34 protein-coding genes, 1 pseudogene and 1 riboswitch are annotated in these 26,781 nt (G+C 30.4%); of the genes and pseudogenes, 5 read left to right on the top strand and 30 right to left on the bottom strand.

The annotated features are described in order from the left end of the window. Positions 1–3: 3 nt before the first annotated feature. The 7 genes from xseA to LQ615_RS12280 all read right to left on the bottom strand — a co-directional run bounded on the left by xseA (position 4) and on the right by LQ615_RS12280 (position 5,838). Positions 4–1,329, bottom strand: coding sequence for an exodeoxyribonuclease VII large subunit (gene xseA / locus LQ615_RS12250; protein ID WP_064211058.1), 1,326 nt, complete (start codon positions 1,327–1,329; stop codon positions 4–6). 17 nt (positions 1,330–1,346) lie between these two features. Next, on the bottom strand, positions 1,347–1,736 hold the full coding sequence (gene nusB / locus LQ615_RS12255; protein ID WP_017000256.1) for a transcription antitermination factor NusB: 390 nt from the start codon (positions 1,734–1,736) through the stop codon (positions 1,347–1,349). A gap of 58 nt (positions 1,737–1,794) precedes the next feature. Then, positions 1,795–2,154 (bottom strand): Asp23/Gls24 family envelope stress response protein, encoded by a 360-nt coding sequence (locus LQ615_RS12260; protein ID WP_017000255.1) that lies wholly within the window; start codon positions 2,152–2,154, stop codon positions 1,795–1,797. Between the two features lie 12 nt (positions 2,155–2,166). Further along, positions 2,167–3,525, bottom strand: coding sequence for an acetyl-CoA carboxylase biotin carboxylase subunit (accC, locus tag LQ615_RS12265; protein WP_017000254.1), 1,359 nt, complete (start codon positions 3,523–3,525; stop codon positions 2,167–2,169). Between the two features lies 1 nt (position 3,526). After that, positions 3,527–3,973 carry an acetyl-CoA carboxylase biotin carboxyl carrier protein gene (gene accB, locus LQ615_RS12270; RefSeq protein ID WP_017000253.1) on the bottom strand — a complete coding sequence of 149 codons (447 nt, stop codon included), beginning with the start codon at positions 3,971–3,973 and terminating at the stop codon, positions 3,527–3,529. A gap of 227 nt (positions 3,974–4,200) precedes the next feature. Next, positions 4,201–4,758, bottom strand: coding sequence for an elongation factor P (gene efp, locus LQ615_RS12275; protein WP_017000252.1), 558 nt, complete (start codon positions 4,756–4,758; stop codon positions 4,201–4,203). Positions 4,759–4,782: 24 nt separating this feature from the next. Then, positions 4,783–5,838: a M24 family metallopeptidase gene (locus LQ615_RS12280; RefSeq protein ID WP_239704129.1), complete on the bottom strand. Its 1,056-nt coding sequence runs from the start codon at positions 5,836–5,838 to the stop codon at positions 4,783–4,785. A 99-nt stretch (positions 5,839–5,937) separates the two neighbouring features. Between LQ615_RS12280 and LQ615_RS12285 the strand changes: the two genes are divergently transcribed. Both LQ615_RS12285 and LQ615_RS12290 read left to right on the top strand, forming a co-directional pair. Beyond that, positions 5,938–6,528, top strand: coding sequence for a hypothetical protein (locus LQ615_RS12285; protein WP_017000250.1), 591 nt, complete (start codon positions 5,938–5,940; stop codon positions 6,526–6,528). A gap of 55 nt (positions 6,529–6,583) precedes the next feature. Continuing rightward, a complete protein-coding gene (locus LQ615_RS12290; RefSeq protein WP_017000249.1) occupies positions 6,584–6,796 on the top strand; it encodes an SA1362 family protein in 213 nt (70 codons plus the stop codon). A gap of 80 nt (positions 6,797–6,876) precedes the next feature. Here the strand turns inward: LQ615_RS12290 and LQ615_RS12295 are convergent, their stop codons facing one another. Next, positions 6,877–7,707 (bottom strand): lipoate--protein ligase family protein, encoded by an 831-nt coding sequence (locus tag LQ615_RS12295; protein WP_239704130.1) that lies wholly within the window; start codon positions 7,705–7,707, stop codon positions 6,877–6,879. Between the two features lie 120 nt (positions 7,708–7,827). On the opposite strand from LQ615_RS12295, the gene LQ615_RS12300 reads away from it, so the two are divergent. Further along, positions 7,828–8,208: a rhodanese-like domain-containing protein gene (locus LQ615_RS12300; RefSeq protein WP_064205408.1), complete on the top strand. Its 381-nt coding sequence runs from the start codon at positions 7,828–7,830 to the stop codon at positions 8,206–8,208. 96 nt (positions 8,209–8,304) lie between these two features. On the opposite strand, the gene gcvPB is transcribed toward LQ615_RS12300, so the two are convergent. The 10 genes and pseudogenes from gcvPB to LQ615_RS12350 all read right to left on the bottom strand — a co-directional run bounded on the left by gcvPB (position 8,305) and on the right by LQ615_RS12350 (position 16,480). Next, the gene (gene gcvPB / locus LQ615_RS12305) at positions 8,305–9,780 is read right to left on the bottom strand and encodes an aminomethyl-transferring glycine dehydrogenase subunit GcvPB (RefSeq protein ID WP_239704131.1); all 1,476 of its coding nucleotides are present in this window, start codon (positions 9,778–9,780) and stop codon (positions 8,305–8,307) included. Further along, positions 9,773–11,116, bottom strand: coding sequence for an aminomethyl-transferring glycine dehydrogenase subunit GcvPA (gene gcvPA / locus LQ615_RS12310; RefSeq protein ID WP_064205406.1), 1,344 nt, complete (start codon positions 11,114–11,116; stop codon positions 9,773–9,775). The genes gcvPB and gcvPA overlap by 8 nt, the downstream gene beginning before the upstream one ends. Positions 11,117–11,127: 11 nt before the next feature. Further along, complete coding sequence (gene gcvT, locus LQ615_RS12315) at positions 11,128–12,216, bottom strand: glycine cleavage system aminomethyltransferase GcvT (protein WP_070045389.1); 1,089 nt, start codon at positions 12,214–12,216, stop codon at positions 11,128–11,130. Between the two features lie 80 nt (positions 12,217–12,296). Continuing rightward, a riboswitch (glycine riboswitch) is annotated at positions 12,297–12,392 on the bottom strand. After that, a complete protein-coding gene (locus LQ615_RS12320; RefSeq protein WP_064205405.1) occupies positions 12,379–12,897 on the bottom strand; it encodes a shikimate kinase in 519 nt (172 codons plus the stop codon). (Overlaps the previous riboswitch by 14 nt.) A 235-nt stretch (positions 12,898–13,132) precedes the next feature. Then, on the bottom strand, positions 13,133–13,528 hold the full coding sequence (gene comGF, locus LQ615_RS12325; protein ID WP_237687866.1) for a competence type IV pilus minor pilin ComGF: 396 nt from the start codon (positions 13,526–13,528) through the stop codon (positions 13,133–13,135). Positions 13,529–13,541: 13 nt separating this feature from the next. After that, the gene (gene comGE, locus LQ615_RS12330; RefSeq protein ID WP_017000240.1) at positions 13,542–13,817 is read right to left on the bottom strand and encodes a competence type IV pilus minor pilin ComGE; all 276 of its coding nucleotides are present in this window, start codon (positions 13,815–13,817) and stop codon (positions 13,542–13,544) included. Then, positions 13,801–14,229 (bottom strand): competence type IV pilus minor pilin ComGD, encoded by a 429-nt coding sequence (comGD, locus tag LQ615_RS12335; protein WP_064211052.1) that lies wholly within the window; start codon positions 14,227–14,229, stop codon positions 13,801–13,803. Before comGD ends, comGE begins: the two co-directional genes overlap by 17 nt. Further along, entirely contained in the window at positions 14,229–14,546 is a 318-nt protein-coding gene (gene comGC, locus LQ615_RS12340) for a competence type IV pilus major pilin ComGC (RefSeq protein ID WP_070045385.1), read from the bottom strand. The genes comGD and comGC overlap by 1 nt, the downstream gene beginning before the upstream one ends. Before the next feature lie 13 nt (positions 14,547–14,559). After that, the gene (gene comGB, locus LQ615_RS12345; RefSeq protein WP_228064610.1) at positions 14,560–15,600 is read right to left on the bottom strand and encodes a competence type IV pilus assembly protein ComGB; all 1,041 of its coding nucleotides are present in this window, start codon (positions 15,598–15,600) and stop codon (positions 14,560–14,562) included. Next, positions 15,597–16,480 (bottom strand): annotated as a pseudogene (locus LQ615_RS12350) (ATPase, T2SS/T4P/T4SS family). The gene comGB and the pseudogene LQ615_RS12350 overlap by 4 nt, the downstream one beginning before the upstream one ends. 152 nt (positions 16,481–16,632) lie before the next feature. Here LQ615_RS12350 and LQ615_RS12355 point away from each other — a divergent pair. Next, on the top strand, positions 16,633–16,881 hold the full coding sequence (locus LQ615_RS12355; protein ID WP_017000234.1) for a DUF2626 family protein: 249 nt from the start codon (positions 16,633–16,635) through the stop codon (positions 16,879–16,881). Positions 16,882–16,945: 64 nt separating this feature from the next. Here the strand turns inward: LQ615_RS12355 and LQ615_RS12360 are convergent, their stop codons facing one another. Next, positions 16,946–17,578 carry an MBL fold metallo-hydrolase gene (locus LQ615_RS12360; RefSeq protein WP_017000233.1) on the bottom strand — a complete coding sequence of 211 codons (633 nt, stop codon included), beginning with the start codon at positions 17,576–17,578 and terminating at the stop codon, positions 16,946–16,948. 97 nt (positions 17,579–17,675) lie between these two features. Here LQ615_RS12360 and LQ615_RS12365 point away from each other — a divergent pair, with 97 nt between their 5' ends. After that, positions 17,676–17,915 carry a DUF2759 domain-containing protein gene (locus LQ615_RS12365; protein WP_017000232.1) on the top strand — a complete coding sequence of 80 codons (240 nt, stop codon included), beginning with the start codon at positions 17,676–17,678 and terminating at the stop codon, positions 17,913–17,915. 28 nt (positions 17,916–17,943) lie between these two features. Here the strand turns inward: LQ615_RS12365 and LQ615_RS12370 are convergent, their stop codons facing one another. The 11 genes from LQ615_RS12370 to LQ615_RS12420 all read right to left on the bottom strand — a co-directional run bounded on the left by LQ615_RS12370 (position 17,944) and on the right by LQ615_RS12420 (position 26,185). Beyond that, positions 17,944–18,258 (bottom strand): MTH1187 family thiamine-binding protein, encoded by a 315-nt coding sequence (locus LQ615_RS12370; RefSeq protein WP_017000231.1) that lies wholly within the window; start codon positions 18,256–18,258, stop codon positions 17,944–17,946. Continuing rightward, positions 18,258–19,229: an ROK family glucokinase gene (locus LQ615_RS12375; RefSeq protein ID WP_017000230.1), complete on the bottom strand. Its 972-nt coding sequence runs from the start codon at positions 19,227–19,229 to the stop codon at positions 18,258–18,260. Before LQ615_RS12375 ends, LQ615_RS12370 begins: the two co-directional genes overlap by 1 nt. After that, a complete protein-coding gene (locus tag LQ615_RS12380; protein ID WP_017000229.1) occupies positions 19,226–19,417 on the bottom strand; it encodes a YqgQ family protein in 192 nt (63 codons plus the stop codon). The genes LQ615_RS12375 and LQ615_RS12380 overlap by 4 nt, the downstream gene beginning before the upstream one ends. A gap of 2 nt (positions 19,418–19,419) precedes the next feature. Further along, positions 19,420–20,868, bottom strand: a complete 1,449-nt coding sequence (locus tag LQ615_RS12385; protein WP_239704132.1) for a rhomboid family intramembrane serine protease — start codon at positions 20,866–20,868, stop codon at positions 19,420–19,422. After that, on the bottom strand, positions 20,869–21,423 hold the full coding sequence (locus LQ615_RS12390) for a 5-formyltetrahydrofolate cyclo-ligase (protein ID WP_064204534.1): 555 nt from the start codon (positions 21,421–21,423) through the stop codon (positions 20,869–20,871). A 168-nt stretch (positions 21,424–21,591) separates the two neighbouring features. Then, on the bottom strand, positions 21,592–21,741 hold the full coding sequence (rpmG, locus tag LQ615_RS12395) for a 50S ribosomal protein L33 (protein ID WP_016911879.1): 150 nt from the start codon (positions 21,739–21,741) through the stop codon (positions 21,592–21,594). A gap of 76 nt (positions 21,742–21,817) precedes the next feature. Then, the gene (gene phoU / locus LQ615_RS12400) at positions 21,818–22,465 is read right to left on the bottom strand and encodes a phosphate signaling complex protein PhoU (protein WP_064211048.1); all 648 of its coding nucleotides are present in this window, start codon (positions 22,463–22,465) and stop codon (positions 21,818–21,820) included. 1 nt (position 22,466) lies between these two features. Beyond that, on the bottom strand, positions 22,467–23,309 hold the full coding sequence (gene pstB, locus LQ615_RS12405) for a phosphate ABC transporter ATP-binding protein PstB (RefSeq protein ID WP_017000224.1): 843 nt from the start codon (positions 23,307–23,309) through the stop codon (positions 22,467–22,469). Positions 23,310–23,331: 22 nt separating this feature from the next. Further along, a complete protein-coding gene (gene pstA / locus LQ615_RS12410; RefSeq protein WP_064211047.1) occupies positions 23,332–24,234 on the bottom strand; it encodes a phosphate ABC transporter permease PstA in 903 nt (300 codons plus the stop codon). A 1-nt stretch (position 24,235) separates the two neighbouring features. After that, entirely contained in the window at positions 24,236–25,165 is a 930-nt protein-coding gene (pstC, locus tag LQ615_RS12415) for a phosphate ABC transporter permease subunit PstC (RefSeq protein ID WP_017000222.1), read from the bottom strand. 66 nt (positions 25,166–25,231) lie between these two features. Then, on the bottom strand, positions 25,232–26,185 hold the full coding sequence (locus LQ615_RS12420; RefSeq protein ID WP_017000221.1) for a PstS family phosphate ABC transporter substrate-binding protein: 954 nt from the start codon (positions 26,183–26,185) through the stop codon (positions 25,232–25,234). Between the last annotated feature and the right edge of the window lie 596 nt (positions 26,186–26,781).

Consider the following 26,781-nt stretch of genomic DNA (forward strand, 5'->3'; position numbering starts at 1 on the left):
TCATCACCTAATTTCTTTAACATTAGCTTTTATTTTACCATCTTTTAAGTTAACCGTAATTTCATCTTCTACACTTAAATCATCTTTACTTGTGATTATTTTATCATCTTTCTCAATAATAGAATAACCTCGTAACATTGTTTGTGTAGGACTTAAAGTATCTAATTGTACAAGCTTATTAGCTAATAGTTGCTTTTTATCAGTCAAAATACGATTAATCAGCTGATTCTGTTCATATTTCAAACGATCAAAATCTTGTCTGTATTGAAAAATTCTATTGGAAATTGGTCCAATTCTTAATTTATTCTGTAATATATCCATTCGATGTTTATATCGGAGTATTGTTTGCTCGAGATTTCTATTTAATTGCTTTTGATAATCATCTAGTAATTGAGTTTCCTGATCATATAATAATGATGGTGTTTTCAATTTATAGTAAGATGATAACTGATTCAGCCTTTGTTTTTCTCTTTGAATATCTTGTGTGATATGTTTCGTCAAATATTGACGTGCATTCTGAATAAGTTGATACAACGCATTTATATCTGGCGTTGCAATAACAGCGGCTTGTGTAGGTGTAGCAGCTCTAACATCACTTACAAAATCACTTAATGTCGTATCAGTTTCATGTCCTACTGCAGAAATAATAGGAGTAGAACAATTATATATAGCTTCAACTACTTCTTTCTCGTTAAAACTCCATAAATCTTCAATTGATCCACCACCACGGCCAACGATAATAACATCAACACCCATAGAGTCCGCCTCTTTAATATTGTTAATAATATTATCCTTAGCTCCTTTACCTTGAACTAAAGTACTTATGAGTACTTGTTCAGCAAGCGGGTAACGCTTGTCTAGGGTAGAACAAATATCTCTTATTGCTGCACCTGTTGAAGCAGTTAAAACTGCTATCTTTTTAGGATATTTTGGAATACTTAATTTATGATCGGCATTAAAATAACCTTTCTCAGCAAGCTCTTTTTTAAGTGCTTCAAATTTCTCATATAGCAAACCAATACCGTCTAATTGCATAGTTTGGACATAAATTTGATATGAACCTCTTGACTCATAAACGCCTATACGTCCCTCAATTAAAACTTGATCGCCTTCTTTTGGCTCAAATGATAATTGGTTAGCATTGGATTTAAACATCATTGCGCTTAATACACCTTTATCGTCTTTTAAAGCAAAATAAAGGTGCCCGCTTGAATGTCTTTTGAAATTTGATATTTCTCCTTTAATAAATACATTTTGGAGATGAGGGTCTTGGTCAAATTTATATTTTATATATTTTGTTATAGCTGTAACTGTTAAATACTTATCCATTTAATTATCACTCTTTATTATTTTGATAGGCTGCTTAGTACACCATTAATAAATTTATAATGATCATCATCACTATAAGTTTTTGATATTTCTACCGCTTCGTTAAATACGACCTTTTCAGGTGTATCTGTATATTCTAATTCATATGTGGCCATTCTTAAAATAATTCTATCTGTTTTCAGTAATCGTTCAAGCGTCCAATTTTTCAAATGTGGTTTGAAAATATCATCTAATTCGTTAGATTTTTCAATAACTTGATTGACATAGTTTTTTACATATAAATATTGTTCACCTTTAAAATCTTCAACTAAATAAGAAATAGCTTCTTCTACAGTTAATTCAGTTTTGTTGTTTTCTAATTGATACAAAGTTTTGAACACAATTTCTCTTAATTCTTGTCTTTTCATATTCTTCTCCTTCAAAGAATAAGAGGATGCACGCATCCTCTTAATTAATCATTGTTTATTATTGAAAGTGTATATTGACGATATGAACATTAACTTCTTTAGGTGTTAATGCAGTCATTGTATTTAATGCTTGTTTAATTTCTGATTGGACTTTTCTCGCTGTTTCAGAAATTTTTGTTCCGTAGTCAAATGTACAGTAAACATTAATATAAATACCATCTTCTTTTATATCGACTTTAATACCTTTACCAAAATTCTTTTTCCCGAATTTTTCTAAGGAATTCTTATTAAAAACGGATTGCATGTGAGAGACACCTTTGATATCTGTAGTTGCTATACTTGCTATTACCTCAATTACTTCTGGCGCGATCTCTATTTTACCTAAAGAAGGCTTTTCATTTTCAATTGTTTTAGCCACTTGAATCCCTCCTTAATTATCTTCATTATTTATAATATCATGAATCTCGAGGAAATTGGTATTAAAATCACCTGATTTGAAAACATGATTTTCTAATAATCTTAGATGGAAAGGGATAGTTGTATCTATACCAGTTACTAAAAATTCTGTTAAAGCTCTTTTACCAATTTGTATTGCTTCAGTACGGTCTGAACCATATACAATTAGCTTAGCAACCATGGAATCATAATAAGGCGGTATAGTGTAACCTGCATAACAAGCTGAATCTATACGTACACCAAATCCACCAGGTGTTAAGTATTGATTGATTTTACCAGGTGAAGGCATAAAGTTTTTAAATGGACTTTCTGCATTGATTCTAAACTCAATAGCGTGACCTGATAAATCTACATCTTCTTGCGTCAATGGTAATGCTTCACCACTTGCAACTTTTAATTGTAATTTAACTAAATCCATACCCGTTACCATTTCAGTAACAGGATGTTCTACTTGGATACGTGTATTCATTTCCATGAAATAAAATGTATCTTCATCTAAATCATAAATGAATTCAATCGTACCTGCATTTTCATATTCAACGGCTTTAGCAGCTCTGACAGCTGCCTCTCCCATTTCTTTTCTCATTTCCTCTGATAATACAGGTGAAGGTGATTCTTCTACTAATTTTTGCATACGACGTTGAATCGTACAATCACGTTCTCCTAAATGAATCACGTTTCCAAATGAATCGCCTAATACTTGAATTTCAATATGTCTAAAGTTTTCTATGAATTTTTCTAAATAAACGCCTTTGTTACCAAACGCTGTTTCAGCTTCTTGTTGAGTCATTCTAAATCCAGTAACAAGCTCTTCTTCATCGCGTGCTATTCTAATACCCTTACCGCCGCCGCCAGCTGTTGCTTTAATAATTACTGGATAACCAATTTTTTTCGCGCATTTTTTTGCGATTTTAACCGTATCTACTAACCCGTCACTACCTGGTACAACAGGTACATTAGCTTTTATCATTTCCTCTTTAGCAACATCTTTAATCCCCATTTTTTGAATGGATTTGTAACTAGGGCCGATAAATTTAATTTGGCAAGCTTCACACATTTCTGCAAAGTCGCCATTTTCAGCTAAAAATCCGTATCCAGGATGTATGCCATCACAACCTGTAGATTTAGCAATTGATAGAATGTTAGGTATGTGTAGATATGAATCTTTAGATTGTGTTGGACCAACACAATATGCTTCATCAGCAATTTGAGTATGTAATGCTTCTTTATCTGCTTCAGAATAAATGGCTACTGTTTGTATATCAAGTTCTCTACAAGCTCTAATAATTCTTACGGCTATTTCCCCTCTATTTGCTATTAATACTTTTTTCATATTATTTCACCTTGAACAACGGTTGGCCATACTCTACCATTTGTCCGTCTTCAACTAATATTTCAGTTATTTCACCTGATACTTCGGCTTGTATTTCATTAAATAGTTTCATAGCTTCCAATATACATACAGTAGTATCAGACTCAACTCTAGATCCAACTTGTACATATGGGCCTTCATCTGGTGATGGAGATTTGTAGAAAGTACCTACCATTGGTGCATTAATAGTGATGCTATTATCTACTTCAGTTTCAGGAGCAGGTTGTGTGTCAGCTTGATTTGTAACTGGTGCAGGCTCTGCTACACGTGTAGGTTCTTGATTATAGATAACTTCTTGTTTAATTTCTTTTTTTAAAGTCAGTTTAAATTCTTTATCATTAATGTCAATTTCAGTTAAAGAAGAATTGTCTAGTACGTCAACAAGTTCTTTAATTTGTTTCAAGTTCATGTAAAAAAACTCCTTTTAAATTCAAATTCATGATACTTCATACATTTTACTTTAGTGGTCATACCAATTCAAGCGATTTTAATATTTAATTAAAATTTGGGAGTGTAATACAAATTTTGAATTTTAAAAAGCCTTATATAAATACATTTACAAAACAGTCGCACACTATCCATATAATAATTTAGGCTGAGACACTTATTTATGTCTCAGCCTAAATTGTTTAAATATTATCCTCTTGATACGTAACTTCCATCACTTGTATTAATAACAAGTTGGTCACCTTCGTTAACGAATAAAGGAACATTTAAAGTATATCCTGTTTCTACAGTAGCTTGTTTAGTAGCACCAGTTGCTGTATCACCTTTAATACCTGGTTCAGTTTCAGTGACTGTTAAAGTAACTGTGTTAGGCATTTCGATACCGATTGTTTCACCTTCGTACGTTTGAATATGAACTTCCATATTTTCTTTAATAAATTTAAGTTCATTTTCTAAAGTGTCGCCAGGTAATTCTAATTGATCATATGTTTCATTATCCATAAATACATGGCTGTCACCATTAGCATATAAATATTGCATACGGTGGTTATCGATTTGTGCTCTTTCTACTTTTTCACCAGCTCTAAATGTCTTTTCTTGAATGGCACCAGTTCTTAAGTTTCTTAACTTAGAACGAACAAATGCTGCACCTTTACCAGGTTTAACGTGTTGGAAGTCCATAACTTTCCAAATACCATTATCTACTTTAACTGTTAAGCCTGTTTTAAAATCGTTTACTGAAATCATTCATTTTCCTCCTAATTATCCTTCTTATAAAATAATAAGGTCTTTTGTGGATTTAGTAAAGCGCTGTAAGCCATTTTTTGTTACTAATACGTCATCTTCTATTCTTACACCACCAAGTCCTTCTACATATATACCTGGTTCTAACGTAACGCACATATTTTCTTCAAGAACTATATCAGATTTTTGTGATAATGCAGGACCTTCATGTACTTCTAATCCTATACCGTGTCCAAGAGAATGTCCAAATTGCTCGCCGTAACCATAACTAGAGATAATGTCGCGTGCGATAGAGTCTGCTTCTTTACCAGTCATACCTGGTTTAATTTGCTCTAAAGCTGCTAATTGTGATTCTAATACAATATTATATATTTTTTTCATTTCTTCTTTAGGTTCACCAATAGCAAATGTTCTCGTAATATCACTAACGTAACCTTCATATAACGCACCAAAATCTAAAGTAATCATGTCTCCTTCTTCAATTACTTTATTACTTGCAACACCATGAGGTAAAGCGCCACGATGTCCAGATGCTACTATTGTATCGAATGAAGAGCATGTTGCACCTTTACTACGCATGAACATTTCCATTTCATTATTTACTTCGTTCTCAGTCATACCTGGTTTAACCCACTTAAGAATATGTTCATATGTTTCATCAACGATATCAGCTGCTTTTTGGATTTGTTTAATTTCAAAATCATCTTTAATCATACGAATTGTTTCAATTACACCTTCAATAGAAGATAATTGTACTTCGTCTGTATTTAAAGCTTGATATTCATTATACGTAATTAAATCTGCTTCAACACCTAGATTTTTATAATCACCGTGTTGAATTAATTCATTAATTTTATTAATCATAGGACCATTTTGATTAATAATTTCAAAATCTTCAGCTTGCGAATTCGCTTGTTGTATATATCTGAAATCAGTAATTAATTGTTTCGTATCCTGGGTGATTAATAAACTCCCGCTTGTACCAGTAAATCCAGAAAGGTATCTTCTATTGTATGGCGAAAGAACAACAATAGCATCTAACCCTTTTTGTTCCATTACTTTTCTTAAGTTTGTAAATTTCATATTTATCCCCTTTCTATTTGTACAATAAATCTATATACATTAAAATAATATCATACATAGTTTAAATTTTTCAGAGTAAAACATTGGGAGTTAAAAAATATGAAAAAAATAATAACAATATTAATGACGAGTACAATCATATTATCAGCATGTGGCAATGATAAAATAGATCAATTAGAACAAAAGAAATCAAAATTAAAAAAAGAAAATAGAAAAGCTAAACAAGAAATTACGAATCTAGAAGATAAAAATCAAACATATAAACAAAAGGAAAAAACATTAGAAAATTCTATTAAAAACAAAGAAAGCCAAGTAACATCACAATTTTCTATTACATATTTACGTTCTTCTACTCAATTTATAAATGAAACAAGATCGAACATATCTGAATATAATAAAATAAATGATGATATTAAGAAAAAACTTGGAGACGAAAATATTAAAAATAAAATAGAAAATATATATACAAATCAAAAGACAATTTCAAATGAGTATAAAAATGAAATGAAAGGCAAAACCATTCCAAAAGATTTTAAAAATTTACATGAAAATTTGGAAAGTCTATCTAAAAATATAGAAAATGTTTTCAAAGATTTAAAAGACGCTTATGAGAAAAAAGATAAAAAGAAAATAGAAGAATCTATTAATAAATTAAATGGTTTGAAGGATGAAATAGGTCAAATTAAGTGAGGTATTATCTAAAATATGATATATTAAATAGACTAATAAACTAAGGTGAGATTTTATGAAAAAGTTTTTGTTTTATTTAATTATAATAATTGCATTGTTTGGATTAATTATGAATCTTGATTTCTTTATTATGGGATTCATTAGAATGGTTATTTCATTAATCATATTTGGTATTATCATTTATTTAATTTATTATTTCTTCTTCTTAACACCCGATCAAAGAAAATACAAAAAAGCAGTTCGTAAAAACAAAAGAAAAAATAGATAAATATGAAATCGGGAGTTAAATTCCCTTCTCAATATTAAAATCCCAATCCGTTGATTTTTTTACTTCGGATTGGGATTTTTTTATTTTCTATAAGTCCATTCTTCTGATCGATATTTATCTTCTAAGTGTTTTATTTCTTCTTTTTGAGATTCTGTGAATTCTAATGGTTTAAATTCAATATTTAGTCCTTTTTTAAAACCTTCATAGAATGCTGTTTCCATTTCTTCTAATGTAATGTGACGATCTGAAATATCATTTATAGCGATTGCTTTATCCATAAATGCAGCTTTCATTTTTTCTTTTAATCTATCATTTCTATATGTAAACATATCGAACAATTCATCTACATTAATATCTTGAAGAATTGAACCGTGTTGTAAGATAACACCTTTTTGTCTAGTTTGGGCGCTACCAGCTATCTTTCTACCTTCAACTACAAGTTCATACCAACTCGGTGCATCAAAACAAACTGAGCTTCTTGGACTTTTTAACTTTTCTCTTGCTTCTTTAGATTTCGGAACCGAAAAGTAAGCTTTAAAACCTAATGCTTTAAAACCTTCGAGCAACCCTTCAGATATAACTCTATATGCTTCAGTTACAGTCTGAGGCATGTTTGGATGCGACTCTGGTACGATAACACTATAAGTTAATTCTTTGTCATGTAAGACACCTCTGCCTCCTGTTGCGCGTCTTACTAAACCAAATTCTTTTTCTTTAACCTTTTCAATATCTATTTCTTTAGTGAGTTTTTGAAAATAACCGATTGATAAAGTTGCTGGATTCCAAGTATAAAACCTTATTACAGGATCAATTTCCTCCCTGCTTACAAAATTCATAAGCGCTTCATCAACAGCCATATTATAAAACGGATTGCTAGATTTTGTATTTACAAAATGCCAAGTTTCTTTCACAATAAAAACTCCTATTCGATAAATTCTATATACTTTATTATTTTAGCAAATATATTTTGATAAATCTCACAATAAATCTTATAATAGTAGTTATAGAGTTAAATTGGGAGGAATTAGACCATGAATTATTGGTACATCGCGCTCATCGTCCTAGTTTTGATTATCATTTATATGGCAATAAACTACACTTTAAATAAGCGCGCAGTCACAGAATTAGATCAAAATGAGTTTCACAAAGGATTAAGAAAGGCGCAAGTCATAGACTTAAGGGAAAAAGCCGATTTTGACTATGGTCATATCGTTGGTGCTAGAAACATACCAATGAGTGTTTTCCGCACAAGATATCAAGGGTTACGTAAAGATCAACCTATATACTTTTGTGATGCCAATGGCGTAGCAAGTTATAGAGCCGCAAAAATGATGAAGAAAAAAGGTTACACAGATCTTTACATGTTAAAAGGCGGATATAAAAAATGGACAGGAAAAGTTAAATCTAAATAGATTAAAAACGTCCAGATTAAAAGCTTTAATATTTAAAAAATAGCAGTGAAAAATTCCGTTTTTTTGGAATTCATCACTGCTATTTTTATTTTATTATTATACCTTTTCTTCTTTTAAAAGTTCGAATTTTAATACTGGTTTTCTAGCTGCTTGAGTTTCGTCTAGTCTACCAATAACAGTTGTATGCGGTGCATCTAATACCAATTCTGGATCTTCTTCAACTTCTTTTGAAATTTGAATTAATGTATCACAGAATGCATCTAGTGTTTCTTTTGATTCTGTTTCTGTTGGTTCAATCATCATACATTCCTCAACATTTATCGGGAAGTAAATTGTAGGTGGATGGAAATTGAAATCAAGCAAACGTTTTGCCATATCTAAAGTTCTTACACCTAGCTTTTTCTGTCTTGAACCACTAATTACAAATTCGTGTTTACAATGTTGCGTATATGGTGTATCAAAATGATCTTGTAATCTTCTCAACATGTAATTAGCATTTAATACTGCTGCTTCAGATACTGCTTTTAGACCATCAGGACCCATAGTTCTAATATAAGTATAAGCACGTAAATATATACCAAAGTTGCCGAAGAATGGTTTTACTCGACCAATAGAATTTGGCATATCATGTTCAAATTTATATACATCATTCTCTTTAATAACAGTTGGTTTTGGTAAATATGGAATTAAATCAGATTTGACTCCAACCGGACCTGAACCAGGACCGCCACCTCCATGAGGACCAGTAAACGTTTTGTGTAAGTTTAAATGAACAGCATCGAATCCCATATCTCCCGGACGTACTTTACTCATAATTGCGTTTAAATTTGCGCCATCATAATAAAGTTTACCGCCTGCTTTATGAACAATTTCTCTTATTTCAAGTATATCTTCTTCGAATAAACCTAAAGTATTCGGGTTCGTTAACATAATAGCTGCAGTATCATCACCTACAACCTTTTTCAAATCTTCTATATCGACTAATCCTTTATCATTAGATTTTACAGTGACAGTATCAAAACCTGCGACTTTTGCAGAAGCTGGGTTCGTGCCATGAGCAGTATCTGGTACGATAACCTTCGTTCTATTATAGTCACCGTTTGCTTCATGATAAGCTTTAATCATTAATAATGCAGTCCATTCACCATGTGCACCTGCTGCTGGTTGTAATGTTACTTCATCCATACCTGTAATTTCTTTTAAGTGTTCTTGTAAATCATAAATGATTTCTAAAGAACCTTGAACAGTTGCTTCATCTTGAAGTGGATGAGCATTTGCAAACCCAGACATTCTTGCTACTTTTTCATTAACTTTAGGATTATATTTCATCGTACATGAACCAAGTGGATAAAAACCTGTATCAACCCCATGGTTTTTATTAGATAGCTCAGTATAATGTCTCATTAAATCCAATTCACTAACTTCAGGTAACTCGGCTTTTTGTTTTCTAGTGAATTTATCCCCTAAAATTTCTTTTATGTTTTGATTGTCTACTTCTTTTTCAGGTAATGAATATGCAAATCTGTCTTCTCTTGATCTTTCAAAAATTAATTCACTTGATGGTTTACGCATTATATTCACCTACTTTTTCAATAAATGTATCTATTTCATCTTTCGTTCTTAGTTCAGTTACAGCAATTAACATATGATTTTTTAAATTGTCATCTACAAATCCTAAATCAAAACCACCAATAAAGCCATCTTGCAATAGTTTTTCATTAATTTCTGCAATAGGCTGGCTAAATTTAACAACAAATTCATTAAATGAAATGCCTTCTAAAACTTCAAAACCATTTTCTTTTAATTTATTTTTCATATAATACGTGTTTTCCATGTTCATTTCAGCCATTTCATAGACACCATTTTTGCCTAATGCACTCATACATACTGAAGCTGCTAATGCGTTCAATGCTTGGTTTGAACATATATTAGAAGTTGCTTTATCTCTTCTAATATGTTGCTCGCGAGCTTGTAATGTTAATACAAAACCTCTGTTCCCGTCATCATCTTGAGTTTGTCCAACTAATCTACCTGGTAATTTACGCATTAATTTTTTAGTTGAAGCAAAGTAACCACAATGAGGTCCTCCATATTGAGCTGGAATACCAAATACTTGTGCATCACCGACTACAATATCTGCACCAAAATCTCCAGGAGGAGTAATTAAACCTAAAGCTAATGGGTTACTAGAAACAATAAATAAAGCTTTTTTGTCTTCAATTAATGTTTGGATTTTTTCTAAATCTTCTAAAGAACCAAAGAAGTTTGGATACTGAACACAAACTGCTGCTGTATCATCATCTATTGCAGCTTCTAATTTCTCTAAATCCGTAACAGTGCCATCTAAATCTATTTCTACAACATCAATATCTTGAGCTTTCGTATATGTTTTAAGTACTTCGATAGATTGATAATGTACAGATTTAGAAACAATAACTTTTTTCTTTTTTGTATGACCAGCTGCTAATACAGCTGCTTCTGCAAATGCTGTCCCGCCATCATACATTGATGAGTTTGCAACATCCATACCTGTAAGTTCGCAGATTAATGTTTGGAACTCAAAAATCGCTTGTAACTCGCCTTGAGAAATTTCTGGTTGGTATGGTGTATATGCAGTATAAAATTCCGATCTAGAAATTACATGGTCAACAACCGTAGGAATATAATGATCGTATACGCCTGCTCCTAAAAATGAAGCATGAGTTTCACTCGTAATATTTTTATTAGCTAGTTGAGACAGTTCCCTTAATAAAGCTGTTTCTGATTTCTTTTCTTTAATATTTAAAGGTTGATTAAACCTAACTGACTCAGGGATGTCAGTAAATAATTCATCTACTGATTTAATACCAATTACATCTAACATTTCTGATTTATCCTTCTCTGTTAAAGGAATATAACGATGACCCATTTTTTTCACTCCTATGATTTAAATGATGATTTTTTAACAATTTTAGCTTTAACTTGTCTTTTTCTTACTTGAATAAGTAGTTCTTTATCCAATTCAAACTCTTCTTTTTTAATTAAGCCCATAGCAATTGATTTACCTGTAGAAGGTGATTGAGTACCTGATGTTACATAACCTATTTCATTACCATCAGTATCTAAAATTTCATAATCAGTTCTTGGTATACCTTTATCAATCATTTCAATTCCAATTGATTTTCTGTCAGCACCATTTTCTTTTTGCTCTTTTAAAACTTCTTTTCCGATAAAGTCATCTTCAATCAATGGCTTTACAGCAAAACCTATCCCGGCTTCATATGGTGTAATATCTTCAGATAAATCTTGTCCATGTAATGGTAGACCCGCTTCTAATCTTAAAGTGTCACGTGCACCAAGACCACATGGTGTTACACCTTCTTTTATAAAACCATCCCAAATTAATTTCGTATCTTCAGAATGACAATATACTTCAAAACCATCTTCACCTGTATAGCCTGATTGAGAAAGTATAACTTCTTTACCAAATATCGTTACATTTTGTTTGAATTCAAACATTTTCATTTCACTAATATCAACGTCTACTAGTTTTTGAACAATTGATCTAGCTTTAGGTCCTTGAATCGCTAATTGACCATAATCTGATGATTTATTTTCTACTTTTGCGTTAAATCCTTTTATTTCTTTCAACCATTCATAATCTTTATCAGTATTACCAGCGTTAACAACTAATAAATATACAGAATCCTTCAGTTTATAAATCACTAAGTCATCAATAATACCGCCTTCTTCAGTACAAAGGGCTGTATATTGAGCTTTAGAATCGTTAAGTTTTGTAATGTCATTTGTAAGTGCATATTGTACAAAATTAGACGCTTCTTCCCCAGTTACTAAAATTTCTCCCATGTGACTAACATCAAAAATACCGACTTCATTTCTTACTGCATTATGTTCTTCCTTAATACTTGTAAATTGGACTGGTAAAGCCCAACCTGAAAAATCAATCACTTTTGCACCTTGATCAAGATACGTTTGATATAACGGTGTCTTTTTTAATTCATTAGCCATTATTTTTCTTCCCTTCTTGTTATGTATAATAAAAAAACAGGGTAGCTTAAGCTACCCTGTTGAAGTACTCTTCAGGAATGCGTCACAAAGTTATCCTTTTGCCTGAGAGATTCACACTAACATGGCTTGCTCCTTCGGCGATGAATTATTCATTCATTCTCTCTAACTTTGATCATTCGCAAATATATCTTTGTCCAGAGAATTAATAATCTCTGTAACAACTACTTCTTTAGGTCTATCTGCATCAATATGTATGAATGCGATATCATTATAACTTGATTCTCGTTTTGAATACAAGCTTTTTAAATCTTCTAGTGATTTTCCATTAGCATTTGGTCTGTTTGGGTCATGATTAATTCTCTCATAAACTGTATCAACATCGCATTTTAACCAAATGTTATGAGGATTACCTTTCATAACATTTCTTGATGCCTCAGACTCAATAATACCACCACCAGTTGAAATAATAACGTCTTTATCAATCCATTCTTCCAGTGATTTTTTTTCCAAATCTCGAAAATGTGATTCTCCATACTTAGCAAAAATTTCTGGAATTGATAGTTTAGTTGTTTCAACGATATAAGTATCGATATCAACTAAAGGTTTGTCATAATGTTCACCTAAATAATTACCGATTGAAGTTTTACCTACGCCCATAAATCCTATTAATACTACTGACATTATATCGACTCCTTAGTTGCTATATTCCAACTTAAACTATATTCTATCTCATTATTCAGAAAATAAAAAGACTATAAATCATTTATTTAAAATAATTTTTATTTCGTTTTTGTAGTATTCTTCTAGATGATTATAGATTTTTATTTTATAACTATATTGAACGAGATAAAATGATAAAAAAGCAGAATAGACAAATAATATACTAAGAAGAAATGGTAAAATAAATCCATCATTTTTAAATAAATATCGTTTCACGAATTGTGATTCTCCCCTTAATGATTTCTAAGTCAATCTGTATATTACCATTATCGTTTTTATTGATTTTAAAAGATTTAACTTTATTTAATAAAGTTATATTTCCTCTGCCATTTATACTTTTATAAATTTTAGAATTTAATAAGGTATACTCAGAACTCGAGTGTTTATGGGTAAAAATTATTTTATTATGAACCTGATTAAGTTTGATTTCAGCCTCTTTGCTCTCTTCTATAATATCTTTTCTAAACATTATTAATTCATATTCACTATGATTAAAAGCATTTTCTTTCAGAGCATATATACTTTGAATTAAGAATGGTATTAACGCTAATATAATCATTAAAAATGATAAAGATAATAACATTTCTAACATCGTAAACCCTTTGTTATTTCTGAACACAAACTTTTTCATAACTATACACGTCTTCCAAGCATACTTTGTCATTCAAATGACTTAATTTTATTTTAGTAGTATCGTACTTTATTTGTTTGGATTGTACTGATTGATATAGAATTTGATAAAGCTTAATTTGTTTCTGTTCACTTTGTATATGTTTATTTAATGTATGAACTATCGGTAATAAAGTGCCTCCTAACAATACGATAATAAATATAGATAACATTAAATCTATAAATACATAACCATTATTTTTCTTCAACAATTCTATACCTCCCTTTTTCAATACGAAATATGACAAGATAACGTTTATTATTAAACTCTAGTTTTAATGTTCCAAATTGATTGATATTACCTTCTCCATCGTAAACTAATGTAGTGAATTTATTATCTTTAGATATTTTTCCTTTATATAGATTAATTGAATGTATATTTCCGTTATTAATTTGATATTGTATTTTGGTTGAATTTGGTTTAAACCATACAAGTATAGGTTGTTTAGTTGATAAAGATTTGGTTTCTAAATATTCTAATTTTGTTTCAAAATCATTAATGCCACTTGTTAAACCAAATTTATCTACAGAATTAATTGAAATGTGTATTGTTATGAGAACAATAATACTTAGAATACTCAACACAATTACCATTTCTATTAACGTGAAGCCTTTATTATTCATTATTGAGCTACTACTTCTCCGTTATTTAAAACAATGTTCTGACCAGATTTACAAGTCAATTGATTCTCTTTTATGAACCCATCACTTACTAAATCATTAATTGAATTTGGCTTAGCATCGTGTTTTAATGTATATGCTTCTACCTGGCCAGCAACCATTTTAACTTGTGCCTGACAACCAGTACTTTTCACGGTTTCAGACTGCTTGCTTATGTTAGGGATTATAATTATAAGTAAAATACTTATAATTAATAATACGATTAACATCTCAATCAACGTGAAGCCTTCTTCTTTTTTAAAAAACTTTATATTTTTCATTTATTTCATCCTTTCATTTAATGCCATCAACCATTTGTAGCATTGGTAAAATAATAATTAAATATAATGTGACGATTAGGAATGCCAAAGTTCCAAAGACGATAGGTTGTACCCACTTTAAATGTTTGATAATAGATTTTTCTAGTTTCTCAAGCATATATACACTAAAATAATATAATTCTAAGTCTAATTTAGATTTATGTTCTCCATGTGTAATATATTGAATCAGAGTACTATCAAAACAATTCAAGTTATTAATCGCTTGAGGTAAGGAGTCTCCTGATTTCATCGATTGTTGAATAAATAATCCGATATATTTTAATACATCGTCTTTAGTCTGCATAATATAAATTTCAATTATTTTATGAAGCGGTATACCATTTTGAATAAAAAATGAAAAGTCTCTAGATAATCTATATGAGCGATACATCGAAATATATTGATTCAAAATAGGAATTTTATTAAAAAAATAGATTTTCTTTGATACTTCTATACCTATATAGAAAAAATAACCTAATAACAATGTGAGAATTGCGATTAAAAATATAATTAATAACGAAGTTGGTAAGTAAGAAAATATTGTAGATAATACTTTTAATGAGGTAGAGACATTTATGTTCATTGATTGATAAATTTCATTGAATTGAGGGATAATTGTGTGATTAACTGCGGTTAGTAACATGAAAAATATAAAAAATAAAAGTGTTGGATATTGAATCGTTTTTATAAATTTTTGTTTCACTTGTTCTATCTTTTTTAAATACAAAATTGAGTGATCTATAGAATCAATCATATTGCCATATTGTTCACCAAAATAAATTTGAGTGATAATAACTTGAGGATAATTTAAAAATGAAACAACTTCATGAAGTTGACCAGTATTTTTTACTATTTCAATAAGCTTTTCCTTAATACGTAACCTTGATAATTGCGAAAATTGATCTGTTAGTAATTGTACTGATTCCATTAATGTGAAACCTTGCTTTAACATATCTGATAAGCGTGTTAAAAATAGTATTTGGTCTTTCTTTAATATATTGCCTTTCTTCATCATGATTTATTTTCTAAATATAGATTAATTTCATGACTAAATATATAAGTCATTTGTCTATATCTATTTCCTAATTGGTCATTTAAAAGTCTTTGATTGGCTATACATGCGATACCTTGTTTTATTTGCTCTTTAGATATTCCAAGTTCTAAAAGTCTATAAATAGCCCCTAAATTATCTTTCGCATGCATTGTAGATAATATTAAATGACCACTTAAACTTGCTTGGCTGTTTCTTCATCTCTAATTTCTCCTATCATGACAACATCTGGATCACATCTTAAAATGGCTTTAAAAGAATTATGATAATTTATGTTTGCTTTTTCATTTACAGAAACTTGTACTACACCATCTAAAACTTGTTCAACTGGGTCTTCAATCGTAATAATATGTTTATCTTTAATTTGTTGTAAGTCATATAAAAATTGGTACATAATCGTCGATTTACCCGAACCGGTTGGTCCTGTGAACAAAAATAAGCCTTCGGAATTAAACATTTCTTCTTTAATCATTTTATAATTGTCATCAATATTATGGTCAATATATTCTTCGAAATATTTAGGTGTTAACCTAATTGAGCAAGACTCAATTCCTAGACTTAAAGGTAAAGTGGATATTCTTAAATAATATTTATATATGTCATCAAATATATATTGACCACTTTGAGCTTTATTCCTTTCACTTACATCTAGATGAGCAATAAACTTCATATAAATTAATAAACGGTTATATAAAGCGTTATTAATATCACAATCATAAATCGTGTTCTTACCACTTATCCTCAACTGAACTTTAACCCGATCCTCTTTCACTGGAATAAAATGAATGTCAGTTGCTTTCAAAATAATAGCATCTTTGATAATTGTCTTAAATAAAGTTTCCATAATCGCCTCCTAATATATATAAACGTAATGAAAACCTTGTTTTACTTACTATATACTTTATATTTTGTAGTAATGCCTATTTACTTTTACACATAGTAACTTTATAATTGTAAGTGACTAAGAAAGTAAACACAGAGGGGGTTCATAAGAAGATGGATAAAGTTTTTAAAACTCTAGGCTTCTGGACTGCTATATTTGCTACAATGTTTTATGTTGGCGGTATGAACATGATGGCTTATTTCTTCGTAGCTCAAACAGGATTTTTCGTATTGTTGGGATACTTAAAATTAACAGAAAGAATGTATATGTATATATTCGCACTATATTTAGTTGTATGCTTTGTTGGATTTACATATTATTCAACATTCTTACTAGAGCCAAGTTTCGGACATCATGGTTAATAGAAGTTCATCTCAACCTAAAAACACCAATTCGTTATTTAACGAATTGGTGTTTTTTATAGCTTTAACTAAAACCATTTAAATAAGGATTGCTCATTTCTTCTTGTTCTATTGTAGTATCTGGACCATGGCCAGGGAACACGGTTGTATCTGGATTTAAAGATAGAAGTTTATCTTCAATAGAATTTAATAAAGTTTGAGTATCTCCTTTATATAAATCTGTTCTACCTATTCCACCTTTAAACAGTGTATCTCCAACGATTGCAAAGTCATCAAATACAAACGTTAAACTACCTGGTGAATGACCAGGTGTATGCAGAGCTTCAAACTCAAACTCACCTATAACATGATGTCCTTCATCAATCACTGTTGGTATTGTTTTTTGTACTACTTGAGGTAACTGATATGCTTCAAACTTTTTAGAACCATTTTTTACAGTATCAGTTAACCAAGATTTTTCTTCGTTATGAACATAAACTTCAACGCCCTGCTTGTTGACCACTGCATCTATTCCACCAATATGGTCAAAGTGTGCATGTGTTAATAATATGGCAGCTAATTTTTTATTAAATTTTTTTATACGTTCATTTATAAATTCACCGTTATCACCTGGATCGATAACTAATAGTTCACTTTCACCTTCAATTATATAACAATTTGTTTCAACTATTCCTAAAGAATAACTATGGACTTTCATTTTCTTTCCTCCTCTTGTAAAAAGTATCTCGACAAAACACAATATTAATTATACAATTAATATGATAATAAAAGAAAAATGTATTGGGGGTAATGGAATGCCATTTATCGACACAGGGGAACTATTTGAATTATTCGGAGTAAAGATACATATCGGTGTTAATATTTTCTCATTGTTAATGCTAGCGGTATTTATACTCGGAATATTCGGTTTAATTTCAGCATTCAAAAACAAAAATGTTTTAGGCATTCTTTTTGGTGCGATTACAGTAGTAGCATTTGGTTTCTTTTCACTTGCTACAATATTCACTTATGGATATCCAATATTAAGTCATTAAAGAAAGACGAGTTAAAACTCGTCTTTTTTTATTTGTCTAAATGTCTTTGTACTGAATCTAATTTTTCATTCATTTTTCTCGATTTGTCTCTTCTATCATCAATCCTAATATTTGTACAAACTCTATCTAGTCCTTTATTAAATGGACTTTCATGAATCTCTTGTACAACTTCTAATAAATCTTTTAAGTCACCTTCAATTAATGTGTTCATTGGTGTTAATTGAAAATCTATTTTACCAGCTTCTTTATGTTTTTCCAAAATTAATTGAATATCAGCGATATACTCACTTACACTTGGTCCTTCAGTCCCGACTGGAATTACTACGACATCTACAATTGCCATTATGCATTCTCCTTATCTATTACATATGTTTTAATCAATCCTGCTGCACCAATAATCCCTGCATCATTACCTAAACTCGCAACAACAATTTCTGTGTCTTCTTTAGCAGGCTTAAACGTCATTTTTTCATAATGCTCTTTGATATATTCAATTAAAATATCACCGGCTTTACTAACGCCTCCCCCAATTATAATATATTTAGGGTTACTCATGACACTCATAATACTTGCCGCATACGCAATATAATTAGCAACTTTATCAATTATAAATAAACTAAACTCGTCTCCTATTTTTGCTGCATCAAAAACATCTTTTGCTGAAACATTTTTAGTTGTGATTAAGTCGTGGATACTAGATTTAACACTCATATTTGAATAATAATGGTGTACTAAATTAATAACACCAGTAGCAGAAGCTACAGTTTCTAAGCAACCTTTCATACCACAATTACATCGGAACCTTTTTTCATGATCTACTACGAAATGCCCAATTTCAGCTCCCGAACCATTATGTCCATGAACTAATTCATCGTTAGAGACGATTCCGCCTCCAACACCAGTTCCTAATGTGATGCAAACAACATCACTTTCGTTTTGTCCGCCACCTTTAAACTTCTCTCCTAAAGCAGCTACATTAGCATCATTATCTACATAAATTGGGCCATCAAAATATTGTTGCATGATTTTTCTAACTTCAATTTTACCTGTCCAATTTAAATTTACCGCTCCATGAACTATGCCATTATCAAAATCTATTGGCCCAGGTACTCCAATTCCCATTCCAAGTACATCTGATAAAGTAATATCATGTTTTTTTAAATGTACGTTGAAAGAATCGGAGATATTCTCTAATATTCCTTCCCCTGCTTTATTAGTCGCTATTTCCCATTTTTCAACTATGTCTAATTTTTCATCGAAAATCCCTAATTTACAAGTAGTTCCGCCAATATCAGCTGATAGTATATATGTCATTTATTTTCAATCCTTCTCTGATTTATAATTAATCTTGCTTGTAAAAATGTTTCCTTCGAAATTAACATCGATTTGTATAAATCTTTAATTTCTTGCTCCATCATTTCTAATTGATCATCTTCATTTTTAAAATATATTATATAACCAAATTTTTTCAACAATTGTTGTACATCATATAAATTATTCATCTTTAACTCCTAAATGCTGCGATTTCTTTTTTCAAAGCACTGTAATTTTTATTATTTCCATTTAATTTTATCGCTTTGTTATTAAATTTCTCTGCTTTATCGTAATCATCTTTTGCACGATAACCTAATGCGAGTTGATAATTTAAATCTGCTGAGTCTGGAAAAGCTTTTAATCCTTTTTCCCATTCTAGTATAGCCTCGTCTAATGACTTATCATTAGCTTTAATTAGACCGCTAAGTATATATGTTTCATCTGACTCAAAGTGCTTATTTTTTATATGAGTAATCATCTTTTCAGCGCTATTAAAATTCCCTTGATTCATAGCATCTTTCGTTAATTCATCATAAATATAATGTTGTTGCCTATTAAAAATTATGATTATGAGAATAATAGTTAATACGAAAAATCCAATGAAATATAACCATTTACGCTTATCATTGTCCATCCATTTTTGAATGCAATACATAATGATAGCACCACCGATAAATCCACCTAAATGAGCAAAATGGTTAACATTATTTATGAATAACGTAAATAATGAAATAATCAAAATACCTATAAATGTTTGTAAAACAAATTGTTTATTAATATTACTTTTAGTAAATAGATAAACGATAAACGCACCAATTAACCCGAATATTGCGCCACTAGCACCAATCGAAATAGAAGTTGTATCAATACTTAAAGAAACGATGCCAGCGAATAAACCGGAAATTAAGTATATCGTCCCCATCTTTATAGAACCTATGGCTCCTTCTATCAATTTACCAAATACGATTAACGAGAACATATTCATCAGTAAATGTGTGATGTCTGCATGTAAAAACATGGAGGTAAACAATCTATACCATTCGCCGTGCACCACATTGAAATGAACGAGTCCTCCATAATCTATTAAGCTAATTTGTGAATCTCGCTTAAACACTAGAACTATTGATAACCATACAATGACATTAATTGCGATTAAAAAATATGTTACTGGTGAAAATTTCAACATAAATTTATCTATAAAACTAGCGTTTAATAATTTATTTTTATATGTTGTAACAGACATTAATTTATTACGTTTAATTTGATGTTTTGTCACTACATGTGATGTTACTTTCTCAAAATCTTTAATTTCATTAATAACATAGTATTTAATTTTAGGACGACTAGTTTGCTTAAACTCTGTTAAGTCCATCTCTTTATCAGATATATAAAATACATCTAACTGTTCAAAACTAAACCCTATAAACTCTATTAAATTACTAAGATGGTCTGTGACTTTTTTAAAGTCAAAGTCCACTTCTTGATGAGTTGGTGTTTTATGTATAAATCGTTTAACTGTTTTTTTAGCTTCATGAGTCAGCCAAATTTCGTCATTATCCTCATCAATTGATAATATTGTATAACCTTCTGTGTACACTAAATAATAAATTGACTTCCACATTCTTTTTAATTTTTCCATTTATTTTTCTCCATATACTTCTCTTGGTAATAATAATTCTTGTACTGGTACATCATGACTTTCTATATCAAAACCATGAATTTGTATTGGATATACTAAACTTAAAGTTGAACCAGTATAATCCGCAAGATATTTGTCAAAATATCCTCCACCATAACCAATCCGATAACCATCATGACGAAATACAACACCAGGTACAATAATTAAATCGATATCATCACTTATTTCCGTTTCTTTAGTAATAAATCTTATTCCTTTTGAATCGAATGATATAGAATTCATATCGTATAATCGCTGAAACTTCATTTCTTTTGTTAAGTAATTTGTCGTCGGTACATAAACTTCTTTATTTAATTTAAGCAATTCTTCGATAATAGGATCCGTATTCACTTCATGGTCCATGCTCAAAACAATTGCTACAGATTTAGCTTGTATAAAATAATCATGTTTAAATAATTGTTCATATAAGTCTTCATCAAAAGTTAATTTTTGAGCTTTAGTTTGTTCTTTCATTTCTTGAAGTACTTTTTTTCTAAGTAATTTTTTAGTAGTCATGGTCTTCTACACTTCCTAAACAAATTATTTAAAACCACGTTAGACACCTTTAATAATAACATAAGAAATACAGGGTAAGGTAGTTGTTGCACCTTATAAATTCATTTTCATTATATAAAAATAAAAAACACATAACTATAAAATAGCCATGTGTTTTCATTCGTTTTATTATTTAGTTTCTCTATGAAGAGTGTGTTTACCGTCGCGAGCACAATATTTTTTCATTTCGATTCGCTCTGGGTTATTACGTTTATTCTTTTTAGAGATGTAGTTTCTTTCACCACAATCAGTACATGCTAAAGTTACGTTTACGCGCATGATGAACCCTCCTGTTCTTATTTCAATTAATATACGACCTTTTTATAATACCATCTATGGTTACAGAATTCCAGTATTATTTTTCAATAGATTCATAGTGTTCACCTGTTATATAGTAATAACAACTTTCACTTATATTTTTTATATGGTCGCCTATTCTTTCTAAATACCTTGCAGCTAAATGTGCTTGAGTCGAAATAAATGGATCATCATCTATTAAATAAGTTGTATTACTAATTTCTCTATACAAATCATCAATATCTGTATCTCTTTCAATAATCTCTTTGATTAATAATATATCTTTATTTCGAATTGCATTTTCTAAATCTTTTAACATTAACATCGCTAATTTACCCATTGTTTTTAATCTTGTAAGAATAAAATAATCAGTAATAATAACACGCTTCCTAATTTGTGCAATGTTCGTTGAGTTGTCCGCCATTCTTTCTAGTTCAGAAGCAATTTTAAGTGCAGAAATCATAACGCGCAAATCTGTAGCCATTGGTTGTTGTTTTGTAATTAACATTACTACTTTTTCATTAATATCATATTCCATTTTATTAATTTTACTATCATAAGCAATAAGTGCTCTAGCGTTTTTTTTATCTTCATCGCTTAACACTGACACAGACTGTTCTATCATATTATATACTTCTTTACCTAATTCAAATAAATCTTCTATAAGTGCTTTCAGTTCGCCTTCGTACTTTTCTCTTATAACCATATTAACCAAATCTCCCTGAAATGTAATCTTCAGTTTGTTTGTCAGCCGGATTAGAAAAGATTTTGTCAGTGTTATCAAATTCATTTACGTATCCATTTAAGAAGAAAGCTGTTTTATCAGAAATTCTAGCTGCTTGTTGCATGTTATGTGTAACAATAATGATAGAGTATTTTGATTTTAAGTCTTGTACTAACTCTTCAACTTTAAGAGTTGATATTGGATCTAAAGCCGATGTAGGTTCATCCATTAAAATAACATCAGGTTCTATTGCTAAACAACGTGCAATACAAATTCTTTGCTGTTGTCCCCCAGATAAACTGTAAGCATTTTGATCTAATTTATCTTTACACTCGTCCCAAATTGCAGCGCCTTTTAAAGAACGTTCTACAATTTCATCGAGAATTTTTTTATCTGTAATACCATGAATTCTAGGTCCATAAGTTATGTTATCATATATTGATTTAGGGAATGGATTTGGCTTTTGGAACACCATACCAACATTCGTTCTTAATTCTTCAACACTATATTTCTTATCAAAAATATTTTTATCTCTATAAATAATTTCTCCAGATGTTTTTACACTTGGAATTAATTCAATCATACGATTTAACGTTTTGATATAAGTTGATTTACCACAACCAGATGGTCCTATAATTGCTGTAACTTCATTTTCAGCAATATCTAAATTTATATTTTTTAAAGCATGGAAATCACCATACCATAAATCTAAATTGTTTGTTTTGTATACAATATTTTTTTCTTGTTCTATAATCTTTTTATTTTCTAAGTTTTCATTTGATGTAGCATTTTGAGATAACTCTCTTATTTTAACGTCTGTCATCATTATGACCCCTCTTCATTTTGATTTAAAGTTTACGTTGATATTTATTTCTAATATATATAGCTATTGAGTTCATTATTATGAGTATGATTAACAATACAATAATTGCCGCTGATGAGACCAATTGAAATTCAGCTTGTGGCAGTTTAGCCCAGTTGTATATTTGCATTGGTAAGGCCTGGAATGAATCAAATATACTATTTGGTGTTTTCATTAATATGGCTGGTATACCGATTACTACTAATGGAGCAGTTTCTCCTAACGCTCTCGATAAAGCTAATATGGTACCAGTTAATATTCCTGGTATAGAAGCTGGCAATACAACATTTTTAATTGTTTGCCACTTAGTACTGCCTAAGCCTAAAGAAGCTTCTCTAATAGACGAAGGCACTGATTTTAGCGCTTCTTGACTAGCTACAATGATAATTGGCAATATCATTAAAGACATCGTTAGTGCTGCTGCTATTACCGATTTCCCTAATGATAAATTCTCAAATCCTGCGCCTCGAACAAATATTGTTAGCCCTAATAAACCAAAGACTACTGATGGTACACCTGCTAAGTTAGAGATGTTCACTCTAATGAATTTTGTGAACCAATTTTCTTTAGCATATTCCACCATGTATATAGCTGTTCCTACTCCAAGAATGATTGATATTGGTGCAATCGTCATCATTAACCAAAGTGTACCAATTAACGCACCTTTAATACCTGCACTGCTTGGTGTCGTAGATGAGAAATTAGTAAAGAAATCCACATTAAGATGTGTCATTCCTTTTCTAAATATATCAAATAACAAAATAGCTAATACGACTAAACCTATTAGTGTACAAATTAAAAATACACTTTTAATAACTTTATTTTTCATTAGCCTAGTAGGTAATTTTTTGCGAACTATTGATTGATCTACTAAATTTGTATTTGACATATTAATACTCCTCTCTAAAGCGCTTCGTTACCCACTGAGAAATGATGTTCATAATAAATGTGAATAAGAACAATGTGAAACCAACCGCATATATACTGTAATAAATATCAGAACCATATGTTGCGTCACCAGTTGCAACTTGAACAATAAACCCTGTCATGGTTTGTATAGAACCTATTAAACTAAATGATGAATCCGGTGTGCTACCAGCTGCTAGTGAAACAATCATTGTTTCCCCAATTGCTCTAGAAATCGCTAATACAATTGAAGCAATGATGCCTGATAACGCTGCAGGAAACACTATTTTTGTAGCAAGTTCAAATTTAGTAGCTCCTAAACCTAATGCACCCTCTTTAATAGAATCAGGTACTGAACTCATAGCATCTTCACTCATACTTGTAATCATTGGTATAATCATGACCCCCACGACTAAACCTGGACTAATTGAGTTAAAGCTGCCTAATTCTGGGAAAACGCTTCTTAATATTGGTGTAACAAAAGTTAAAGCAAAGAAACCATAAACAATAGTTGGTATACCCGCTAAAATTTCTAAAATCGGCTTAATAATTCTTCTTGATTTATCCGATGCATACTCACTTAAATACAGTGCTGCTCCTAATCCAACTGGTACAGCAAAGACTGTTGCAACTGCAGTTACTTTTAAAGTACCGAGAATTAGAGAGAAAATTCCGTATTTAGGATCAGAAGAAAACGGTGCCCATTCTTTTGATAGTAGGAATTCCATTGGATTTACTCTTGTAAAGAAAGTTACTGTCTCAGTTAAAAGTGTAAATAATATCCCGATAGTTGTAAGTACTGAAACAGAGGCAATAAGTAGCAATACAATTGGAACTGCTTTATCAGCAAATACTTTTCCTTTATTATTATTATTTTTCTTTATTAATTCTTGAACAGAAGTTTGTTCTTTCATACAATTGACTCCTTCATTTTGAAAAAGGGCGACATTAAGACGCCCTTAGCTTTGATTGATTTTTAATTATTTTTTAAACTTTTCTAATGTTTCTTTATCTTTGTCATATTCTTCATCTTTAAGTGGAACATATCCTGCATCTTTAGATGCTTTCTTAGAATGTTCAATTACATATTCCATAAATCCGTGGAATGCATCATTTTCTTCTAGTGATTTATTTTTAGCGTATACAAACAATGGTCTACTTAAAGGATAAGAATTATCATTTATTGTTTTTTCTTCTGGTGCTATTGCTTTATCTTTATCGTCTTTAATTTTCACTGCTTTTAATGAATCTTTATTTTCTTGATAGAAGTTATATCCAAAGAACCCGATTGAATCTTTGTTATCTTGCACTGATTTAACAATAACGTTTGTATCAGCATTTTTTTCTGATTTTAAATCTTTCTCATCTAATACTTCTTCACTAAAGAAATCGTAAGTACCGTGAGATTGGTCTGGTGAAAAAGCTTTTATTTTTTTATCTGGGAATTTAGAATTTACATCTTTCCAAGTTTTAGCTTCACCATTATAAATTTTTGCTAGTTCATCTTTACTCAATTCGTCTACAAAATCATTTTCTTTATTAACTGCTACTGTTAAACCATCTTGAGCTACTTTAAATTCTGTATATTCTATGTTTTCTTTTTTAAGTTTCTCTTTTTCTTCATCTTTAATTTCTCGAGATGCATTCGAAAAGTCTGTTTCACCAGCGATAAATTTTTCAAATCCTCCACCAGTTCCCGAAACCCCGATTGATACTGACACATCAGGCTGATCCTTTGAGAATTCTTCATTTATTTTTTCCATTACAGGTGCTACTGTTGAAGAACCATCACCTTTAACTTCACCACTTAATTTATCGTCTCCAGAAGATTTGCTTTCTCCTGAACTAGATTTTTCTGCTGCGCCTCCACAAGCACCTAATAATAGTGCAGAACTTAATGCAGTTGTAGTTCCAATCAATTGCCATTTTTTCATGTCAAATCCTCCTATTAATTACACCCTTAATCTTTATTACATCTTCACTTTACAATTACTTTATTAATTACAAATAAACCTAATGTAAAGTTTGTGTTAAGACGTTATGAAAACGTTTATATCGTCATTAGTTGTGACAAATATAAGTCGAAAAGGCATAAAACGGCTAAATATAGCTGATAAAATAAAATAGGAGCTTGGAAAATAAATCCTAACTCAAAATAAATAAGTCCTCACTTTACTGATTTATTCAGTTAGAAATGAGATATTATTTTTATATAAACTTCAATTTTGTTCGTACATGTTTGCCTAGAGTATCTACTCTCTTCTTATCCTTCATAAACAATAAGCGCGAGTAGTAGATTGGTTATATTGCACGTGGACCTCGTCTTGCAACATTCAGAGTCTTTATATTGCACGTGCGCCTTCTCTTGCAACATTCAGAGTCTTTATATTGCACGTGCGCCTTCTCTTGCAACATTCAGAGGCTTTATGTTGCACGTGGAAGTCAAGTCCATATTTATGTGTAATATCTTTAGAAGTAATCAACCATTGGTTTTTTAGAATGTATTAACAAAATAAATCTGTTTGATTTT

It is taken from the genome of Mammaliicoccus sp. C-M13 (genome assembly GCF_022386845.1).
Lineage (GTDB): Bacteria > Bacillota > Bacilli > Staphylococcales > Staphylococcaceae > Mammaliicoccus > Mammaliicoccus lentus.

What these genes read in the sequence shown, in the direction of transcription:
- LQ615_RS12290 (WP_017000249.1), top strand. Translation starts at nt 6,584, where the DNA reads ATGAAAAAGTTTTTGTTTTATTTAATTATAATAATTGCATTGTTTGGA.
- accC (WP_017000254.1), bottom strand. Translation starts at nt 3,525, where the DNA reads ATGAAAAAAGTATTAATAGCAAATAGAGGGGAAATAGCCGTAAGAATT.
- LQ615_RS12420 (WP_017000221.1), bottom strand. Translation starts at nt 26,185, where the DNA reads ATGAAAAAATGGCAATTGATTGGAACTACAACTGCATTAAGTTCTGCA.
- LQ615_RS12285 (WP_017000250.1), top strand. Translation starts at nt 5,938, where the DNA reads ATGAAAAAAATAATAACAATATTAATGACGAGTACAATCATATTATCA.
- comGC (WP_070045385.1), bottom strand. Translation starts at nt 14,546, where the DNA reads ATGAAAAATATAAAGTTTTTTAAAAAAGAAGAAGGCTTCACGTTGATT.
- comGF (WP_237687866.1), bottom strand. Translation starts at nt 13,528, where the DNA reads ATGTTAGAAATGTTATTATCTTTATCATTTTTAATGATTATATTAGCG.
- pstC (WP_017000222.1), bottom strand. Translation starts at nt 25,165, where the DNA reads ATGAAAGAACAAACTTCTGTTCAAGAATTAATAAAGAAAAATAATAAT.
- LQ615_RS12365 (WP_017000232.1), top strand. Translation starts at nt 17,676, where the DNA reads ATGCCATTTATCGACACAGGGGAACTATTTGAATTATTCGGAGTAAAG.
- LQ615_RS12320 (WP_064205405.1), bottom strand. Translation starts at nt 12,897, where the DNA reads ATGTCAGTAGTATTAATAGGATTTATGGGCGTAGGTAAAACTTCAATC.
- pstB (WP_017000224.1), bottom strand. Translation starts at nt 23,309, where the DNA reads ATGATGACAGACGTTAAAATAAGAGAGTTATCTCAAAATGCTACATCA.
- nusB (WP_017000256.1), bottom strand. Translation starts at nt 1,736, where the DNA reads ATGAAAAGACAAGAATTAAGAGAAATTGTGTTCAAAACTTTGTATCAA.
- LQ615_RS12280 (WP_239704129.1), bottom strand. Translation starts at nt 5,838, where the DNA reads ATGAAATTTACAAACTTAAGAAAAGTAATGGAACAAAAAGGGTTAGAT.
- LQ615_RS12385 (WP_239704132.1), bottom strand. Translation starts at nt 20,868, where the DNA reads ATGGAAAAATTAAAAAGAATGTGGAAGTCAATTTATTATTTAGTGTAC.
- pstA (WP_064211047.1), bottom strand. Translation starts at nt 24,234, where the DNA reads ATGTCAAATACAAATTTAGTAGATCAATCAATAGTTCGCAAAAAATTA.
- LQ615_RS12380 (WP_017000229.1), bottom strand. Translation starts at nt 19,417, where the DNA reads ATGAATAATTTATATGATGTACAACAATTGTTGAAAAAATTTGGTTAT.
- LQ615_RS12355 (WP_017000234.1), top strand. Translation starts at nt 16,633, where the DNA reads ATGGATAAAGTTTTTAAAACTCTAGGCTTCTGGACTGCTATATTTGCT.
- comGD (WP_064211052.1), bottom strand. Translation starts at nt 14,229, where the DNA reads ATGAATAATAAAGGCTTCACGTTAATAGAAATGGTAATTGTGTTGAGT.
- LQ615_RS12375 (WP_017000230.1), bottom strand. Translation starts at nt 19,229, where the DNA reads ATGACATATATACTATCAGCTGATATTGGCGGAACTACTTGTAAATTA.
- xseA (WP_064211058.1), bottom strand. Translation starts at nt 1,329, where the DNA reads ATGGATAAGTATTTAACAGTTACAGCTATAACAAAATATATAAAATAT.
- LQ615_RS12370 (WP_017000231.1), bottom strand. Translation starts at nt 18,258, where the DNA reads ATGGCAATTGTAGATGTCGTAGTAATTCCAGTCGGGACTGAAGGACCA.
- rpmG (WP_016911879.1), bottom strand. Translation starts at nt 21,741, where the DNA reads ATGCGCGTAAACGTAACTTTAGCATGTACTGATTGTGGTGAAAGAAAC.
- gcvPA (WP_064205406.1), bottom strand. Translation starts at nt 11,116, where the DNA reads ATGGGTCATCGTTATATTCCTTTAACAGAGAAGGATAAATCAGAAATG.
- accB (WP_017000253.1), bottom strand. Translation starts at nt 3,973, where the DNA reads ATGAACTTGAAACAAATTAAAGAACTTGTTGACGTACTAGACAATTCT.
- gcvT (WP_070045389.1), bottom strand. Translation starts at nt 12,216, where the DNA reads ATGGCTAATGAATTAAAAAAGACACCGTTATATCAAACGTATCTTGAT.
- comGB (WP_228064610.1), bottom strand. Translation starts at nt 15,600, where the DNA reads ATGATGAAGAAAGGCAATATATTAAAGAAAGACCAAATACTATTTTTA.
- gcvPB (WP_239704131.1), bottom strand. Translation starts at nt 9,780, where the DNA reads ATGCGTAAACCATCAAGTGAATTAATTTTTGAAAGATCAAGAGAAGAC.
- LQ615_RS12360 (WP_017000233.1), bottom strand. Translation starts at nt 17,578, where the DNA reads ATGAAAGTCCATAGTTATTCTTTAGGAATAGTTGAAACAAATTGTTAT.
- efp (WP_017000252.1), bottom strand. Translation starts at nt 4,758, where the DNA reads ATGATTTCAGTAAACGATTTTAAAACAGGCTTAACAGTTAAAGTAGAT.
- LQ615_RS12390 (WP_064204534.1), bottom strand. Translation starts at nt 21,423, where the DNA reads ATGACTACTAAAAAATTACTTAGAAAAAAAGTACTTCAAGAAATGAAA.
- phoU (WP_064211048.1), bottom strand. Translation starts at nt 22,465, where the DNA reads ATGGTTATAAGAGAAAAGTACGAAGGCGAACTGAAAGCACTTATAGAA.
- LQ615_RS12300 (WP_064205408.1), top strand. Translation starts at nt 7,828, where the DNA reads ATGAATTATTGGTACATCGCGCTCATCGTCCTAGTTTTGATTATCATT.